This window comes from Xylanibacter ruminicola (assembly GCF_900107775.1).
Classification (GTDB): Bacteria; Bacteroidota; Bacteroidia; order Bacteroidales; family Bacteroidaceae; genus Prevotella; species Prevotella ruminicola_C.
Window position 1 is genome coordinate 37,217 of the sequence record NZ_FNRF01000004.1, and the last position, 17,620, is coordinate 54,836.

A 17,620-nucleotide genomic window follows, 5' to 3' on the forward strand; every position below is an offset into this window, starting at 1 on the left:
TTATATTATGCGTCTCTATCTATTTTCTTAATAATACTTTTAGGGGCCTCCTTCATGTGACTGTTAGGATTGGCAATGTTCAGCATCGATGGGCTGAATACCACAAACGATACCACGAATACCAGCATCAGCAAGCTCCACAGCACATAGTGCAGCACACTCTCGCCGGTGATAGAACGAACCTGATCGGTTACATCGTTGAGCAAACCGAACTTAGAGCCTTTAAACTTATACGAACGGGCCTTGAAGGTGTAGTACAACGGCTCTATCAAGTTCGATTTCATATCGTTTTCGAGCACCTCGGATATCAGTCGGCTGTCGGCCTTCTCATTACCACGGAAATCTGTGAGGTGACAAACCAGCATGTAGATAAGCGTGATAACAATAATGGCGATATTAAACAGCATGGGGTGAGATGCGCCAATATACTTTAATATAATAATAGGTATAAAACACGTAAACGCGCCCACCAGTCCCCACAGGAACGAGAACATAAAGTCGTAGCCCTTGAAGAATGAGCGGGTGGCCACAATCACACCTGTCATACCGCCAAGAGGCAGACCGATACTGATAAAGGTATGCGTCAGGATATACTCAGGATTGGTAACACCGAATATCAGTACAAATATCAACCAGATACCGCTCAGGGTATAGAAGGCTGTGCGCCAGATCTTCTCCTTGGTCTTGGCGCGCTTCCAACTGTCCTTTACAAAGGCTACACGGCGCTGGGTTTCGTCGCGGGCATCGATAAAGCGCTTATAATAACGCTGCGATGGATCGATTTTACCCATCGCCATCAGCCAGTCCTCTACAGCGTGCTCATACGAGTACTCTACCGTAAAGTCGGCATTGGGATCTTCGTGATAGAAAACAGACATCCACTGCCCCATCGAGCCGTTACGGATTTCGTTGCGGAACGCCTGCATCTTCTTTGCCTGCAGGTTACGACCGTCGGCATATTCAATACCGTCGCCCATCATATAGGTTGGTGTAACGCCCAAGATACGACAGAAACGGTAAACGGCCGTCTTCACATCGTAAGCACCCATACGTTCTGTATTCTCATCGCTCTTAAAGTCAAAGCAGCGCTTATGCTCGTTGTACATCTCGGTCCAGCCGTGCAGCTGGGCATAGTAAGCAAAACGTCCGTCAAGCTCTGTGAAGTCCTTCATCTCCTCATCAAACTCCTTTTCGGACAGGTTCTGTGCCTTATGCAAACGCTCGTTGAGCAGTTCGCCCACCTGCATAGGAGTAAAGGCCCCGGCCAAATCGTAAGCCGATTCGCGATTCAGATTATAAAGAACCTTATAAGCCAGGTTTCGTGAGTACGACTGATCCAGCGTCATAATGCGCAGACTCTCGCACGCCATCTGGTCCTCATGACTATACATCCAGGCCAGCAGTCGTCCGTCGGTCAGACTATGCCACTCGTCTTCGGTAATATCATCATGACCAAAGGCACTCACAATATCATTAATGCCAGCCGATGGATGCTTTACCATAAATGGTATCTCAGGATCCACCTCAAGCACAATCTTCATGATAGCCACACGAACCTGCTCCTTGTTGTTATGGTCTACATCCTTAAAGTATGAACGCAAACGGTCGATATCGCAACCCGTGTGGGTTTCAACATAAAGGTAGAAGTTATCGTTCGGTGCAGCCAACGATATGGCATACTCGTCCTGATTACTCAGCAGCGAGATACATACCGCATGGATATCCTCACAGTTAGTACCACGCACATCCTTATAAGGATAGGCTGGGTCCATAGCGTACAACGACGCCATCAGACCGGCACGCTGATCGATAGGATATTTCTTGGAAATGATATCTTTTACAATGGTGCTCAGCTTGTTGTTTCCACAAGCATCCAACCACTGGGTGATACGTCCGTTATACAGATAGCCGATAGCCAATCGCTCGTTGGCCAGCAGCATAGGCACCAGTTCCTGTACGTTCTCGGCCACCAGGTTACGCTCTGGATCGACAACGAAACTCTGATACTTCAGGAATGGTGATGACAGGTCGACCTTCGGACTCTCGCCTAAGAACCATTGCTCAACCTGCTCATACCCCCAACGGTTGATGGGGTTAACCACCGTAAGACCCATTACCAGTAACTTGATACGCTCTGGCAACTCGTTCATGCGTGGTATGCGGCCCTCATTCTTCTGGCGCATCATCACACGCTCGTTGGTACTCATCGGACTCTCGCCTAACCAAAGCGTCATCAAACTGATACCCAAAGAGTAGTAGTCGGCCTTAGGCGAAATCTCTACCACACCATCAATTACGTCGGCATACATTTCAGGTGCCGCATAGATAGGTGTACGAGCCTGCGTGGTTTTATGCGACTTTCCATCTTCCTCCAGCATACTCGAAATACCAAAGTCGCCCAGAACCAATTCGTTATGGTCCTTATCACGGAAGAAGAAGTTGCCAGGTTTGATATCCTTATGCAGAATTCTGAGCTGATGACAGTAAGCCAAGGCAGCGGCACTCTGCAGAGCTATACGACGGAACTTGGTCATATCGCCCCCCAGATTGTACTCGGCCATCGAGCCACCCTGCAGGTACTCCATCAACTCATAGTAACGGTGCTTACCTTCCACATAGGTCTTACCAAAGTCGTATACCTTTACAACCATCTCAAAGTCGAAGTTCAGTACCGTCTGCAATATCTTACGGTTCACATCGAAGTTGGGATAGTATACTTTCAGTACATATTCCTTGTTGTCTTTCTCAACCAGGAAAACCTCGGCCTCACCTGTATTCTCGCTCAGTACCGATACACGACGGTACTCCTGTCCTTTCAGCGTGTAGATATTCTCATCAATCAGGTTACGCTGCAAGCGCTGTTTCTTAGCTCGGTCGGTATTTCCAGCCGATGAGATAATCGAGATGTTGACGTTGGGACGAACCTGAGCCTGTGCTTGAGGCTGGGGCTGGGCACCACGAACGGTACTACCCATTGATGGTGCTGCAGGTTTAGGTGCAGCAGGCTGTGGGGTAACGGGCTGTGGCGCAATGGGCTGGTTAATACCAGGGGCACGTACGGTTCCATCCAATGCCTTAGGAGCAGCTGGACGTGGAGCAGCTGATTGTGGTGTAATCGGCTGATTAAGGCCGGGTGCACGCACGGTGCCGTCCAATGCTTTAGGGGCAGTGGGACGTGGAGCTGCAGGTCGGGGTGCAATTGGCTGATTGAGACCAGGTGCACGTACAGTACCATCAAGTGGCTTGGGAGCTGCAGGTTTGGGGGCCTCCATCTTTGGCATATCGATGCGGATGGTGCCATCAAGCGGTTTGTCGGGCTCCTCACCCTTTGAAGGAGTATTCTGTGGGAAATCAAAGTTGGTTGCACGTACGGTCTTATCGACGTTCACCTCTTCGTTTCCGTTAACTTTATTCTGTGGAGTTCGATCCGTACTCATTAGATATCGTCTTTAATTTCTTTTCTTGTTCCCTTACCAAGTATAATCCATTTTCCGCCCATCTGCGGCTTGGCACATCCGCATGGACTTGAGTGGAGGGCGTGCTTAAAGTTGCACTGCCAAGCCAGACGTACCCCCTGAGGCTTGCAGGCCATAGCATAGTTACGCACCTGAGCAGGCTTTTCCTGGGGCAACTGCGCCATCTGGTCTAACAGTCGCGACAGCATATCCATACGTTCCTGCTTCTTCTTGTCGTATTCGTCTTTACTCATCACCTTATGGTCGGCCAGGTTGGCATCTACACGATCCAAACCACGATCCTGAGCCAACAGCATGAGTACGCGCTGGCGCAGCTCCTGACTCTTACGGTCGCGCTCCTTATCCTGTTCTGTGACATAAGGCATCTCCAAATCCAACTTCTGCAACTCTTCGGCCAGTTTCTGCATCTGCTGGTACTCAGGCATCTCCAACACCTTCTCCTTCATTAGACGGGCCTCTTCGGTAAGAGCTGTACCACACTGTTTGCAGAACGAGAAATCATTATGGGTTCCACAAACAGGACAATCGATACCACCCACCGGATTACCACACTCAGGGCAGTAGGCCTCGGCACCATGCAGATAGGCGCCACAGAATGAGCACACATCCTTACGGATATAGTGACGACAACTCTCGCAGAAGTCGGCGTCGGCATCGACAGCTGCCCCACAATAGGGACAGGTGGCCATACCGATAGGCTCGCCACACGAGGCACAGAAAAGTGCTTCGGCTTCGTTGAGTGCGCCACAATGAGGACATTGGATACCATTAGCCGTATTGGCCTGCATGGCTTGCTGATACTGAGGTTGCTGTTCAGAGTGCTCACGATAAAGCGGTTCGGCACCTCGACTTATTCGATCTGGGTTTTGTGTAATATCGTTCATCGTTGTTGGAATTTTAACTTAAGTTAGGTGCAAAGTTAAATAAAAAAATGAATCAAACAAAAAAAACCGCCGTAAATTTACATTTACGACGGCAAAAATCTATTTTTTTTGATGTATTTTACCACAATTCGAGGCGTTCCTGCTTAGGAATAAACATCTTATCGCCCTCTTTCACACCAAAGGCCTCGTACCAGGCGTCGATGTGAGGCAGAGCACCATTTACACGCCAACGGCCCAATGAGTGAGGATCGCTCTTGGTACGGTTGCGGATTTCGGCCTCAGTAATGTTACCAGCCCATACACCTGCATAAGCGTGGAAGAAACGCTGATCGGCTGTCAGACCGTTCTTCTCGCCAAGAGGATTGCGCTTGGTAGCGTTCTTATAAGCAGCCCATGCTACCTGCAGACCACCGTGGTCGGCCAGGTTCTCACCCAGTGTCAGACGACCGTTACCATTCAGGTCTGGAAGAACCTTGATTGCACTGAAGAAATCGGCATACTTGTCAGTACGCTCTGTAAAGTTCTTTCCATCAGCTTCTTTCCACCAATCATGCATATTTCCATCCTTATCAAACTGACGTCCCTGATCATCAAATCCGTGGGTCATCTCATGACCGATAACCACACCGATAGCACCATAGTTAAAGGCGTCGTCGGCAGTCATATCAAAGAATGGATACTGCAGGATACCTGCGGGGAAACAGATCTCATTGGTAGTTGGATTATAGTAAGCGTTCACTGTCTGTGGTGTCATATGCCAATCGTCGCGATCCACGGGCTTACCTACTGTATGCTCGATGTTATGAGCGTTCCAGAACTTAGCACAAGCCTGCATATTATCGTAAAAAGATTTAGCAGGATCAATCTCCAACTTAGAGATGTCGGTCCACTTATCAGGATAACCCACCTTTACATAGAAAGTATTCAACTTCAGCAGAGCATTAACCTTAGTGCTGTCGTCCATCCAATCCTGGGCTGCGATACGCTCGCCAAGAGCAATCTGCAGGTTCTTAATCAGGGTAAGCATGCGCTGCTTAGCAGCCTCGGGAAAATACTTCTCGGCATAAATCTTACCAAGAGCCTCACCCATCACACGCTCTACCTGACCAGTACTACGCTTCCACAGAGGATGATTCTCCTTTCGACCAGCCTTAATCTTACCATAAAAATCGAAGCTCTCAGCAGCGGCAGCATCGTTCAGATAGTTAGCCGAGCCCTCAACAAGACTCCACTCCAGCACGTCACGATACTCAGCAGGCTTCAGAGCGCCTACAACCTTGTTAGCACCTTCCAGGAAGTCGGGCTGACCAACAACCATCTCCTGCAGATACTTAGTGTCAATACCCATGGCGTTCATCACCTTAACCAGAGGCAGGTTAGGATACTTAGCCTCGAACTCCTTCAGAGTCATCTTGTTGTAGTTAGCCTCAGGATCACGCAGCTCTGTACGACTCTTACTAACCTTAGCAAGTGCAGTCTCAACCTTCATGATATTCTGCATTTTCTTGGTAGCAGCGCTCTTGCTGAAGCCAAACAGCTGGAACATTTTTACAACGTGCTTCTTGAATGCCTCGCGAATACCGGCTGTAGCCTTATCGTTATCCAGGTAGTACTCCTTCTGACCGAGTGTCAGGCCACTCTGATAAATACTCAGAATGTTCTGCGTGGCGTTCTTCTCGTCGGCACCGAAGCCTGCATAGAAGAACTCCTGCTCGCCGTAAGGAGCCTGCTCAAGCTGGATAGCCAGCAACTGCTTAATGGTTTTAGCAGCCTCAAGTTTCTTAATAAGTGGCATAACGGGAGCTACACCTTCCTTATTACGACGTGTAGAGTCCATAGCCAACTTATAAAGATCGCTCAGTTTCTGCTCGATAGTACCCTTAGCATAAGTGTTACTCTGCAACTCCTTCAGGATACCGTTAATGCGCTTGTCGTTATCTTCCTGCAAACGGTCGAAACTACCATAGCGTGAATAAGCTGCTGGCAGTGGGTTGTTCTTCATCCAACCACCACAGGCATACTCATAGAAGTCGTCACCCGGACGCACATTCTTGTTAAAGTCGGCCTCGTTCAAGCCTGATCCCAGCTCTGTTTGAGCCATCATCATCATTGAAACAGATGCCATTGTCATCATTGTCAAAAATCTTTTCATTGTTTTTTAGAGTTTATTGTGTTAATGATTCTAATTCTTCGCTTGCTTTCTCCCAGCGCTCCACCTCTTCATCCAAGTCACGCTTAATGTCGGTGTACTCGGTTACCATCGTCATGTCCGAAGCGTTTTCAGGCTGCATCAACAACTCATCCAATTCCTTCAGACGCTGCTCCAGCTGCTCAATCTTGGCTTCATGCTGCTTAACAGCCTTTTCCAAACGGTTCTTACGTTTCTGAAGTTCCTTATGCTCAGCATAGCTCAGGGCTTTCTGAAGTACAGCTTCACCCTCAGGTGTGGCCGATGGTGATGCACTCGATGTTGTAGTTACAGAGGCGGCTTTGGCTGCAGTTTTAGGAGCTGGCATCATCTGCGGCTGCGCCCCCAACTGATTCAGGTCGTTTATTTTTTTTGCTCTCAAGAAATCATAGATACCACCCAAATGTTCGCGTACTTTACCACCCCCGAACTCATACACCTTGGTTACCAGTCCATCCAGGAACTCACGGTCATGACTCACAATGATAGCAGTACCGTCGAAGGCCTTGATAGCCTCTTTCAGCACATCCTTCGAGGGCATATCCAAGTGGTTGGTAGGCTCATCGAGAATCAGCAAGTTTACAGGCTCCAGCAGCAAGCGGATCATTGCCAGTCGGCTACGCTCACCACCACTCAGCACCTTCACTTTCTTATCACTCTCCTCGCCGCCAAACATAAAGGCACCTAAGATATCGTTAATCTTCAAACGCACCTCACCCTTGGCCACATAGTCAATGGTCTGGAACACGGTCAGGTTCTCGTCAAGCAATTGCGCCTGATTCTGGGCAAAATATCCTATTTGGATATTATGACCTACCTTCAGATTACCCGTATAAGGGATTTCACCCATAATACATTTCACAAGTGTTGATTTACCCTCACCATTCTTACCCACAAAGGCTACTTTCTCACCGCGCTTGATTGTAAGCGACACATGATCGAACACTGTATGAGCACCATAATCCTTGCGAACCTCGTCGCAAATCACGGGATAATCGCCACTGCGCAAACAGGGAGGAAACTTCAAGTGCATGGCCGAATTATCAACCTCATCAATCTCGATGGGCACAATCTTCTCCAGTTGTTTCACCTTCTGCTGCACCTGCACAGCCTTAGTTGCCTGATAACGAAAACGTTCTATAAACGCCTTCATCTCAGCCACTTCCTTCTGCTGATTCTCGTAAGCCCTTAACTGCTGTTCGCGACGTTCCTTGCGCAACACCACGTACTCATCATACTTCACCTTATAATCAATTACCTTACCACACGATATCTCGAGTGTACGGGTCGACACATTATTAATAAAGGCGCGGTCGTGACTTACTAGCACAACAGCACTTGAACTCTGCGCCAAGAACTGCTCCAGCCACTGGATTGATTCAATATCCAGATGGTTGGTAGGCTCGTCGAGGAGCAACACATCGGGTTTCTGCAAGAGGATCTTAGCCAACTCAATACGCATACGCCAACCACCCGAGAACTCTGATGTGGGGCGTTCAAAATCACTACGCTCAAAGCCCAGACCAGTAAGTGTACGCTCAATCTCGGCTTCATAGTTCTCGGCACCCATCATCATATAGCGCTCATGCTCGGTAGTATATTTTTCAATCAGCTGCATGTAGCTCTCGCTCTCGTAATCGGTACGTTCGGCAAGCTCCTGATTCATCTTATCCAGGCGCTCCTTCATACGCGTGTTATCGGCAAAAGCTTTCTGCGCTTCTTCACGAACTGTGGTATCGTCCTGCAGAATCATAACCTGTGGCAAGTAGCCCACCTTTGTATCGTTAGGTACACTAACAGTGCCCGCGGTAGGTTTCTGCTGTCCACACAATATCTTGAGCATGGTAGATTTACCAGCTCCATTCTTGCCCACAAGGGCTATGCGATCCTTGTCGTTAATAACGAAACTAGCGCCATCAAACAAGGGTTTTATGCCAAATTCAACTTTCAGTCCTTCTACTGATATCATCGCTTGTCAACAAATTTACAATCCATAAACTGCTCTTTGGGGAAACGTAGCATCTCGTCGGTAATGCCTCCACTCTGAAAGTCGCTAATCTTAATGGTAGTCCATATAAAAGCGATTTTAATGCGTACGCTTATCGGGTGATAGGTTTTACGCTCCAGCAAGGCGTGTATCTCCTTCATACCTTTACGTCCCTTTATGAGCTTTAGTGTAACCAGCAGTCCATTGTCGGCCTCAGCTATACTGTAGTTATAGTTTTCGGGCTCAAACTTAAACTTCTGCGAGTACTTATCACTCTTGTTGTTCTTGGCTGTGTGTAGCTCCACCTCGCGTTTCTTTTTCTTAAAGGTGTACACGTACTTGCCATCATTCCACGAGGTCATCCTCGCTTCATCGAACTTACTCTTCTTGCCTTTGTACCAAATGGTACCTCGCGTCTTATATATGCCAGTAATGTTCACGTCGTAGTGTAACGTAGCACCCTGTTCGCCAAACACCTGCTGGTAGGCATTGTTAAAAATGCGGCGTGCCTGTCGGCTGTTGGCGTTATCTTGTGCTTGCACGCTGCAAACGGTACCAATCAGCATGATTACCGCTAAAATTATCCCTTTTCTCATTAATCTTTTCATTTTCGAACTGCAAAAATACACATTTCTCACGATTTATCACTATATTTGCACACAAATTAACGTAATTACTACTTATATTTATGCAAAAGAACGTTTTTTCCTGTCAAATTGCCACACAATTAGGCATCAGTCAGAAGTTCGTTGAAGCCACGTTAGCTTTGCTCGACGAGGGTTGCACCATACCCTTTATTGCCCGATACCGCAAGGAGCGTACAGGCGGATTGGACGAGGTACAGATAGCCGCTATCAACGACCGCTACGAAAAATTGCTTGATATACAAAAACGCAAGGAAACGGTTATCAAAACCATCAGCGACCTTGATAAGATGACACCCGAACTCCAAGAACGCATTAACCAATGCTGGGACGCTACCGAACTCGAGGACATCTACCTACCCTACAAACCAAAACGTCGCACCCGCGCACAAGTTGCCCGCGAACAAGGACTGGAACCTCTGGCTCTGCTGCTGATGAAGCAACGCGAGCGCGATCCAGAAGCAGCTGCCGCTAAGTTTGCAAAAGGCGATGTGGATAGTGTAGAAAGTGCCATCAAAGGGGCTCAGGACATCATTGCCGAAATTGTAAGCGAAAACGAGAAATCACGCCAACAGCTGCGTAACGCCTTTAGCCGACAGGCTGTTATCACCTCAAAAGTAGTAAAAGCCAAGGCCGATACTGACGAAGCAGCCAAATATAGCGACTATTTTGACTGGAGCGAACCACTAAAACGTTGTTCGTCCCACCGTCTGCTCGCCATGCGCCGAGGCGAATCAGAGGGAATCTTACGTATCAGCATTTCACCCAACGATGATGAAGCCCTGGAGCGACTGAAGTACCATTACGTGTATGGCAACACCCCATGTGGCCGCTTGGTAGCCGAGGCTATCGATGATGGTTACAAACGACTGCTCAAACCTGCCATCGAGACTGAATTTGCCGCACAAAGCAAGGATAAGGCCGACGAAGAAGCCATCCGCGTATTTGCCGAAAACCTACGTCAATTACTGTTAGGTGCTCCATTGGGGCAGAAACGCGTATTGGGTATCGACCCTGGTTTTCGTACTGGTTGTAAGGTAGTATGCCTAGATGCCCAAGGCAACCTGCTGCACCACGATGTAATAATGCCCCACCCACCTGTAAACAAGCGAACTGAGGCCGCCATCACCCTACAGCGCCTGATTCAGAAATTTCAAATAGAGGCCATCTCTATCGGTAATGGTACCGCTAGTCGCGAAACAGATAGTTTTGTAAAAGATGTTCTCGCTGGCAAATACAATGTTGTAGCAGATTCAAAATCCGCCACAGCAAAATCTGAAAACTTAAAAACTCCCACCCCACAGGTCTTTGTTGTTTCCGAAGCTGGTGCCTCTGTTTATTCTGCCTCGAAAGTGGCTCGTGACGAATTCCCCGATGAGGATGTAACCGTACGTGGTGCCGTTTCAATTGGTCGACGCCTGATGGATCCTTTGGCCGAACTGGTAAAAATCGACCCCAAAAGCATTGGTGTGGGCCAGTATCAGCACGATGTAGACCAAACCAAACTGAAGCATTCACTCGACCAAATCGTGGAAAGTTGTGTAAACCTGGTAGGTGTAGATTTGAACACCGCCTCGCAACACCTGCTGATGTACGTAAGCGGCCTGGGTGCCACACTGGCCAAAAACATCATAGACTACCGCCGCGAACATGGCGCCTTTACCTCGCGCGCCCAACTTCTTAAGGTCCCTCGATTGGGCCCATCGGCATATCAGCAATGTGCAGGATTCCTACGCATTCACAATGCTAAGAACCCGCTTGATGGCACTGCTGTACACCCTGAGAGTTATCCTATTGTACAGCAGATGGCCAAAGATCAGGGCTGCACCGTAACCGACCTTATTCATAACAAAGAAAAGCGTGAAGCCCTGGAGTTGCCCCGCTATGTAACTGCCGACGTGGGTATGCCTACCCTTACTGATATTATGGCCGAACTAGAAAAGCCTGGTCGAGACCCACGTCAACAATTGGAAGCCTTCGAATTTGATAAGAACGTAAGTACCATCGACGATTTGGTTGAGGGCATGGTGCTACCCGGCATCGTTACCAACATCACCAACTTTGGAGCCTTTGTGGATATTGGTGTGCATCATGATGGTTTGGTACACATCTCACAAATGGCCAATCGCCGTATTGCTCACCCACTCGACGTGGTCAAGCTTCACCAACACGTACAGGTACAAGTAACCGAGGTTGACCATCGCCGTCAGCGCATCTCGCTATCTATGAAGAATCTATAATAACAAAAATACATGTTTTCGGCAGTATAATCAAGAAAAAAAACAAAAAAAGTTTGGTTATATTGCCGAAAAACAGTACCTTTGTTGCCAACATTGATCCTAAAACAAAATTTGGACTAAAAGAGGAAGAGCAATAATAATGAATAAAGCATCAGCATACAAACTAAGCTTAATCATTATGGCGGTACTTCTTATCATGTGGGCCACCATTATGAGCTTTGTGTTTGTCATTACACGCAACTCTACCGCACGCGAGGTTGAATCGCGTTACGAGGGTATTATGCTGCACGCCAACGAGAAAATTCGTGGTGTGCTGTCCGATGTGTATGTGGCAGCCATCAATAACACCAGTGTAATTGAGAACGACCTCGACAACCCCGACAAGTTGCAGGCACATTTGGAACAAATGGTAAAGCTAAACAACTACATGTCGAGCTGCCGTCTGATATTCGAGCCCGACTTTTATCCACAGCGTGGACACTACTTCGAGATATACGCCTGGCGCGATTCAGATGGCGTTATCAAGGGTAAGCAGATGAACGAGGACCATCCCGATTTCCTGACTCACCCCTGGTACCAAACGGCTTATGAACGCGAGGAAGGCGATTGGACACCGCCTTATTTCGATCAGGCAGCATCACAACAGCTTACCACCACTTATATGACGCACATTCACGATAAGAATGGTAATAAGGTGGCCATGCTGGGGGCCGATGTATCGCTGGAGTGGCTCCGACTGCGCCACAAACGCGTAGATGCCCAAAACCACGAGCGTTTTGAAAAAGGATTTAAGGAAAAGTCGTATAGTTTTGTACTCGATAACGATGGCACCTATCTCATTCATCCCAACGAGGATCTTATTCTGAAAACTACTTTCCAGGAGGTTGCATCTCAAACAGCCGACACCGCAGATGACGAAGTGGGCAACCGCATGAGAAACCATGAGAGCGGTAGTTGCAAGATTACCAAAGATGGTGTGAGTTCAGTATTGTTCTACTCGTTTGTAAAATATGCCGAGTGGACAGTGGTGATTGTAGTACCCGAGGCCATCATTAATCATCAGGGAAATGTGCTTGGCGCCATCATTCTGGCTGTTATGTTCTTTGGCCTGATAGTTATTTTCTTCCTGAGTCGCGCCCTGATACGCAACATCGACCAGCTAAGAAAAACCACTGCTCAAAAAGCAGGTATAGAACAAGAACTGAAGATTGCCAGCCACATTCAGCAGTCGATGCTACCCAAAAAATACCCTCCCTACCCCGAACGTCCCGATGTTGACATCTACGGCGAGATAGTAACGGCTAAGGAGGTTGGCGGCGACCTATACGACTACCTGATGCACGACGACAAGCTTTTCTTCTGCATTGGCGACGTGAGCGGCAAGGGCGTACCAGCAGCATTGATGATGGCCGAAACCATATCACTGTTCCGTTGCGAGGCCATGCTGGATACAGATCCCAGTAACATTATCAGTCGCATGAACAAGACTTTATGCGACACCAACGACTCATACATGTTCGTAACCCTCTTCTTAGGTGTACTCGACTTAAAGACAGGCCAACTGAACTACAGCAATGCAGGTCATGAGCCCCCTATGCTGGTAGGCACTCTGGCACGCTTTATATATGTAGATAATAACATCCCATTGGGTTTGCGTCCTGAATGGGAGTATACCAATCAGACCATACTTATGGATCGCAACGAGATACTGTTCTTGTATACCGACGGTTATACCGAGGCCGAGACAGCCAACCACGAGCAGTTTGGTCGCGATCGTATCAGCAACAGAGCCAACCGACTGGCCGATCTGCATTTGGATGCGCGTCAATATGCACATCAGCACTTTGAAACAGCTCAGAGCTTTGTAGGCGACACGCCACAAAACGACGACATCTCGCTGATGGCTATCAGATACCTCCCCCAACCTGCCTACGGCAGTCTTTATCACCGCTGCCTCACATTAGGCAACGATGTAGAAGAAGTAGTTGAACTAACGGCATTCGTGAATAGCATCTGCCAAGACCTTGAGATGAACGAGACGGCAACAACCTACACTACCCTGGCTGTTGAAGAGGCTGTGGTGAACGTGATGAAATACGCCTATCCCGACCGCGAACCAAGTCATATCATACTGGAGGCCGAAGCTAACGACTTGATGCTGACATTTATACTCCACGACAAAGGTATGCCCTTTGATGCCACCAAGGCAGCCGAAGTGGATGTTGAACAGCAGGCTGAGCAACGCATTGAGGGCGGATTGGGTATCCACCTGATGCGCCATTATATGGACCACATCAGCTACGAACGCAAGAATGATGAGAACATACTCACCATGCAGAAAATAATCGAGAAATAAAAATAAAGAGAAGAGATAAAGATGGAAATTAAAATCGAGAAAACAGGCGAGCGCCAGGTAACACTGATACTGATAGGACGCTTGGACACATCGGTATCAACTGCCGCCGAAAGAGAAGTTAGGCCGCTGTACGATTACTTTGAGCAAGAAATAGTAATTGACTGCACCCAGCTCGAATACATATCGTCGAGCGGTCTGCGAATACTGATGCACATCGCACAGCAGGGCTGGATCAACCACTGCGAAATATTCATCCATGGCCTACAACCTAATGTGTACGACGTGTTCAAAACCACAGGCTTTGTACATCTGTTTAAGTTTAAGGATTAACAAAAGTAAAACCCCCGCCGATTGGCAGGGGTTTTATTTTAAGACTTGGTAAGTCGTTTAATTTACTTTACCTTCTCTACGATGGCCTTGAAAGCCTCGGGATTGTTCATAGCGAGGTCAGCGAGAACCTTACGGTTAATCTCGATACCTGCCTTAGCGAGGTTACCCATCAGAACTGAGTAGCTCATACCCTCCTGGCGAGCGGCAGCGTTGATACGCTGGATCCACAGGCTGCGGAAATTGCGCTTCTTGTTGCGACGATCACGATAGGCGTAGGTCAAACCCTTCTCCCATGTGTTCTTTGCTACTGTCCAAACATTCTTGCGGGCACCGAAGTAACCGCGGGTAAGCTTCAAAATTCTCTTACGCTTTGCTCTTGATGCAACGTGATTTACTGATCTTGGCATAATTCTTACTTCTTTTAAATGTTAGACAATAGGTTTAACGGAGACACAACAGATCACGAACCTGCTTCATGTTGCTAGGATCAACGATAGTTGTACCTACCAAGTTGCGCTTCTGCTTCTTGGTCTTCTTTGTCAGAATGTGACTGTGGAAGGCATGACGTCTCTTTACCTTACCTGTTCCAGTGAAAGAGAATCTCTTCTTTGCACCAGAGTTTGTCTTTACTTTTGGCATTGTTTTAAAAATTTAAATTGTTATTAATATCCAGCGGCCACGCATATACCGGGCGCGCCACCTTCTTTTTCATCTCTAATTAATCCTCGCTCTCAGTCAGCTTCTTCAGCGCATCGGCACTAATCTTGGCATTACCCAGAAGTCCACCGTTTGCTGGAATCTCAGCTGTTTCTTCAGTTTGAGCCTCTTTCTGCTGCTTTGCTGCCTCTTTAGCTTCGAGCTGAGCAGCCTCACGGTCGCGAGCCTGCTGACTCTTCTTGGCCGAACCAGCCTTCTTTGGAGCCAGATAGAGGAACATCTTCTTGCCTTCGAGTGATGGCATGCCCTCAACCTTTCCAACCTCTTCAAGGTCGTTAGCAAAACGGAGCAGCAACACCTCGCCCTGCTCTTTGAACAGGATAGAGCGGCCACGGAAGAATACGTATGCACGTACCTTGTTGCCCTCTTCGAGGAACTCACGAGCATGCTTCAGTTTGAACTGATAGTCGTGCTCATCAGTCTGAGGTCCGAATCGAATTTCCTTCACCTCAACCTTTACCTGCTTGGCCTTCATTTCCTTCTGGCGCTTCTTCTGCTGGTAGAGGAACTTGGAGTAGTCGATGAGACGACACACTGGCGGGTTGGCATTAGGAGAAATCTCCACGAGGTCTACTCCCATGTCACGGGCCTGGTTGAGTGCATCACGCGTAGACATAACCGACGATCCCTCGTCGCCTACGATGCGGACTTCACGTACTCGGATCTGTTCGTTGATACGGTACTGATTCTTCAATTTGTCATTCTTCATTAACTACTTTTTAAGAAATCGGCTGCAAAATTACTAATTTTCTTTGAACTTTGAGCTCTGAACTATTAATTATCTGAATAAATTTATAAATATTTAACTTTAGAAGTCTTTTGTCATCTCAGCAACACGAGCATTTACCTCGTCGATGAACTCCTGAATGGTCTTAACGCTCTGCTCGCCACCACCCTGTGGGCGTACAGCTACAGTACCCTCAGCAGCTTCCTTCTCACCTACGATAACCATGTAAGGAATACGCTTCAACTCGTTGTCGCGAATCTTACGACCCAGTTTCTCGTTACGCATATCAACGGTAGCACGAACACCACCCATATCAAACTTCTTGGCAACCTCCTGAGCATAGTCGTTGTACTTCTCCGACAGAGGCAGGATAGCTACCTGATCAGGTGTCAACCACAAGGGGAAGTGACCGCTGGTGTGCTCGATCAGCACAGCGCAGAAACGCTCCATTGATCCGAATGGTGCACGGTGAATCATGACAGGTGTCTTCTTCTGATTGTCCTCATCAGTATACTCAAGGTTGAAACGCTTAGGCAGGTTGTAGTCAACCTGAATAGTACCAAGCTGCCAACGACGACCGATAGCGTCCTTAATCATGAAGTCGAGCTTAGGACCATAGAAAGCAGCCTCGCCGTATTCAACCTTAGCGGGCAGGCCCTTCTCCTGACAAGCCTCAACAATAGCCTTCTCAGCCAGTGCCCAGTCCTCGTCAGTACCTACATACTTCTCGTGATCGTTAGGATCACGCAGAGAAATCTGAGCCTCAAAGTTGAATCCGAAGGCTGTAAGCACGATACCGATAATATCCATAACGTTCAGGAACTCCTGCTTAACCTGATCAGGACGACAGAACAGGTGGGCATCGTCCTGTGTGAACGAACGTACACGAGTCAATCCGTGCAGCTCACCACTCTGCTCATAACGGTATACAGTACCGAACTCAGCGATACGCAGAGGCAGATCGCGGTATGAACGGGGCTTCCACGCGAAGATTTCGCAGTGGTGAGGACAGTTCATGGGCTTCAGCATGTACTCCTCATCCTCCTCAGGGGTATGGATAGGCTGGAACGAATCCTTGCCGTAGTGTGCATAGTGACCAGAAGTAACGTAGAGGTTCTTAGAACCAATATGTGGAGTGATAACCTCCTGATAGCCGAAACGCTTCTGCACCTTACGCAGGTGATCCTGCAGACGCAGACGGAGCTCGGTACCCTTTGGCAACCAGATAGGCAGACCCTTACCTACCTTCTCTGAGAACATAAAGAGTTCCATCTCCTTACCAATCTTACGGTGGTCGCGCTTCTTAGCCTCCTCCAGCATCTCAAGATACTCGTCGAGCATCTTCTTCTTTGGGAATGAGATACCATACAAGCGCTGCATCTGCTCGCGGTTAGCATCGCCGCGCCAGAAAGCACCTGCTACTGAGGTGAGCTTAACGGCCTTGATCTCACCTGTATCCACGAGGTGTGGACCACGGCACAGATCGGTGAAATTACCCTGGGTATAGGTAGTGATTGAACCGTCTTCAAGATCCTGCTCGATGTGCTCGCACTTATAGGTCTGTCCCCACTCAGCAAACTGCTTCAGGGCCTCGGCCTTAGGTACCTCACGACGAACTACTGGCTCTTTCTTACCAGCCAGTTCCTTCATCTTAGCCTCAATCTTTGGGAAATCGCTCTCCTTGATGCTCTCGCCGTCCTTCAGCAGTACATCATAGAAGAAACCATTCTCGACAGCAGGTCCGAAACCGAACTGTATGCCAGGATACAACTCCTGCAATGCCTCGGCCAGCAAGTGGGCCGATGTGTGCCAGAAGGTATGCTTACCCTGCTCATCGTCGAACTTGTAGAGCTCGATGGTAGCGTCCTCATTGATAGGGCGGTTCAGCTCTACTGTCTCACCGTTTACTCCACAGCTTACAACGCTGCGTGCGAGAGCCGGAGAGATGCTCTCTGCAATCTGGAAACCAGTTACGCCCTGCTCATACGAGCGAACAGATCCGTCTGGGAATGTAATGTTAATCATCATATCTACAATATATGTTTGAATTTTGAAATTGCGTGCAAAGATA

12 protein-coding genes are annotated in these 17,620 nt (G+C 48.2%); 3 read left to right on the top strand and 9 right to left on the bottom strand.

The genetic code is table 11. From position 1 onward, the window contains the following. Positions 1–5: 5 nt before the first annotated feature. From BLU97_RS10430 to BLU97_RS10450, 5 genes are all read right to left on the bottom strand, one after another. Positions 6–3,437 carry a serine/threonine protein kinase gene (locus BLU97_RS10430; RefSeq protein WP_074761526.1) on the bottom strand — a complete coding sequence of 1,144 codons (3,432 nt, stop codon included), beginning with the start codon at positions 3,435–3,437 and terminating at the stop codon, positions 6–8. After that, complete coding sequence (locus tag BLU97_RS10435; RefSeq protein ID WP_074761527.1) at positions 3,437–4,360, bottom strand: zinc ribbon domain-containing protein; 924 nt, start codon at positions 4,358–4,360, stop codon at positions 3,437–3,439. The genes BLU97_RS10430 and BLU97_RS10435 overlap by 1 nt, the downstream gene beginning before the upstream one ends. 118 nt (positions 4,361–4,478) lie before the next feature. Then, positions 4,479–6,512 (bottom strand): M13 family metallopeptidase, encoded by a 2,034-nt coding sequence (locus tag BLU97_RS10440; protein WP_074761528.1) that lies wholly within the window; start codon positions 6,510–6,512, stop codon positions 4,479–4,481. A 13-nt stretch (positions 6,513–6,525) separates the two neighbouring features. Beyond that, the gene (locus tag BLU97_RS10445) at positions 6,526–8,517 is read right to left on the bottom strand and encodes an ABC-F family ATP-binding cassette domain-containing protein (protein WP_074761529.1); all 1,992 of its coding nucleotides are present in this window, start codon (positions 8,515–8,517) and stop codon (positions 6,526–6,528) included. Continuing rightward, positions 8,514–9,131 carry a LolA-like putative outer membrane lipoprotein chaperone gene (locus BLU97_RS10450; RefSeq protein ID WP_175456365.1) on the bottom strand — a complete coding sequence of 206 codons (618 nt, stop codon included), beginning with the start codon at positions 9,129–9,131 and terminating at the stop codon, positions 8,514–8,516. The genes BLU97_RS10445 and BLU97_RS10450 overlap by 4 nt, the downstream gene beginning before the upstream one ends. 92 nt (positions 9,132–9,223) lie before the next feature. On the opposite strand from BLU97_RS10450, the gene BLU97_RS10455 reads away from it, so the two are divergent. From BLU97_RS10455 to BLU97_RS10465, 3 genes are all read left to right on the top strand, one after another. Further along, positions 9,224–11,419, top strand: coding sequence for a Tex family protein (locus BLU97_RS10455; RefSeq protein ID WP_074761531.1), 2,196 nt, complete (start codon positions 9,224–9,226; stop codon positions 11,417–11,419). A 178-nt stretch (positions 11,420–11,597) separates the two neighbouring features. Next, positions 11,598–13,775 (top strand): SpoIIE family protein phosphatase, encoded by a 2,178-nt coding sequence (locus tag BLU97_RS10460; RefSeq protein WP_175456366.1) that lies wholly within the window; start codon positions 11,598–11,600, stop codon positions 13,773–13,775. 21 nt (positions 13,776–13,796) lie between these two features. After that, positions 13,797–14,105 carry an STAS domain-containing protein gene (locus tag BLU97_RS10465; protein WP_013065147.1) on the top strand — a complete coding sequence of 103 codons (309 nt, stop codon included), beginning with the start codon at positions 13,797–13,799 and terminating at the stop codon, positions 14,103–14,105. 62 nt (positions 14,106–14,167) lie between these two features. On the opposite strand, the gene rplT is transcribed toward BLU97_RS10465, so the two are convergent. From rplT to thrS, 4 genes are all read right to left on the bottom strand, one after another. Further along, complete coding sequence (rplT, locus tag BLU97_RS10470; protein ID WP_013064385.1) at positions 14,168–14,512, bottom strand: 50S ribosomal protein L20; 345 nt, start codon at positions 14,510–14,512, stop codon at positions 14,168–14,170. Positions 14,513–14,546: 34 nt separating this feature from the next. Continuing rightward, on the bottom strand, positions 14,547–14,744 hold the full coding sequence (gene rpmI / locus BLU97_RS10475; protein WP_013064185.1) for a 50S ribosomal protein L35: 198 nt from the start codon (positions 14,742–14,744) through the stop codon (positions 14,547–14,549). A 79-nt stretch (positions 14,745–14,823) separates the two neighbouring features. Next, positions 14,824–15,531, bottom strand: coding sequence for a translation initiation factor IF-3 (gene infC, locus BLU97_RS10480; protein ID WP_013063391.1), 708 nt, complete (start codon positions 15,529–15,531; stop codon positions 14,824–14,826). Positions 15,532–15,630: 99 nt separating this feature from the next. Beyond that, the gene (gene thrS, locus BLU97_RS10485; protein WP_074761819.1) at positions 15,631–17,574 is read right to left on the bottom strand and encodes a threonine--tRNA ligase; all 1,944 of its coding nucleotides are present in this window, start codon (positions 17,572–17,574) and stop codon (positions 15,631–15,633) included. Between the last annotated feature and the right edge of the window lie 46 nt (positions 17,575–17,620).

What these genes read in the sequence shown, in the direction of transcription:
- BLU97_RS10430 (WP_074761526.1), bottom strand. Translation starts at nt 3,437, where the DNA reads ATGAGTACGGATCGAACTCCACAGAATAAAGTTAACGGAAACGAAGAG.
- BLU97_RS10435 (WP_074761527.1), bottom strand. Translation starts at nt 4,360, where the DNA reads ATGAACGATATTACACAAAACCCAGATCGAATAAGTCGAGGTGCCGAA.
- BLU97_RS10440 (WP_074761528.1), bottom strand. Translation starts at nt 6,512, where the DNA reads ATGAAAAGATTTTTGACAATGATGACAATGGCATCTGTTTCAATGATG.
- BLU97_RS10445 (WP_074761529.1), bottom strand. Translation starts at nt 8,517, where the DNA reads ATGATATCAGTAGAAGGACTGAAAGTTGAATTTGGCATAAAACCCTTG.
- BLU97_RS10450 (WP_175456365.1), bottom strand. Translation starts at nt 9,131, where the DNA reads ATGAGAAAAGGGATAATTTTAGCGGTAATCATGCTGATTGGTACCGTT.
- BLU97_RS10455 (WP_074761531.1), top strand. Translation starts at nt 9,224, where the DNA reads ATGCAAAAGAACGTTTTTTCCTGTCAAATTGCCACACAATTAGGCATC.
- BLU97_RS10460 (WP_175456366.1), top strand. Translation starts at nt 11,598, where the DNA reads ATGGCGGTACTTCTTATCATGTGGGCCACCATTATGAGCTTTGTGTTT.
- BLU97_RS10465 (WP_013065147.1), top strand. Translation starts at nt 13,797, where the DNA reads ATGGAAATTAAAATCGAGAAAACAGGCGAGCGCCAGGTAACACTGATA.
- rplT (WP_013064385.1), bottom strand. Translation starts at nt 14,512, where the DNA reads ATGCCAAGATCAGTAAATCACGTTGCATCAAGAGCAAAGCGTAAGAGA.
- rpmI (WP_013064185.1), bottom strand. Translation starts at nt 14,744, where the DNA reads ATGCCAAAAGTAAAGACAAACTCTGGTGCAAAGAAGAGATTCTCTTTC.
- infC (WP_013063391.1), bottom strand. Translation starts at nt 15,531, where the DNA reads ATGAAGAATGACAAATTGAAGAATCAGTACCGTATCAACGAACAGATC.
- thrS (WP_074761819.1), bottom strand. Translation starts at nt 17,574, where the DNA reads ATGATTAACATTACATTCCCAGACGGATCTGTTCGCTCGTATGAGCAG.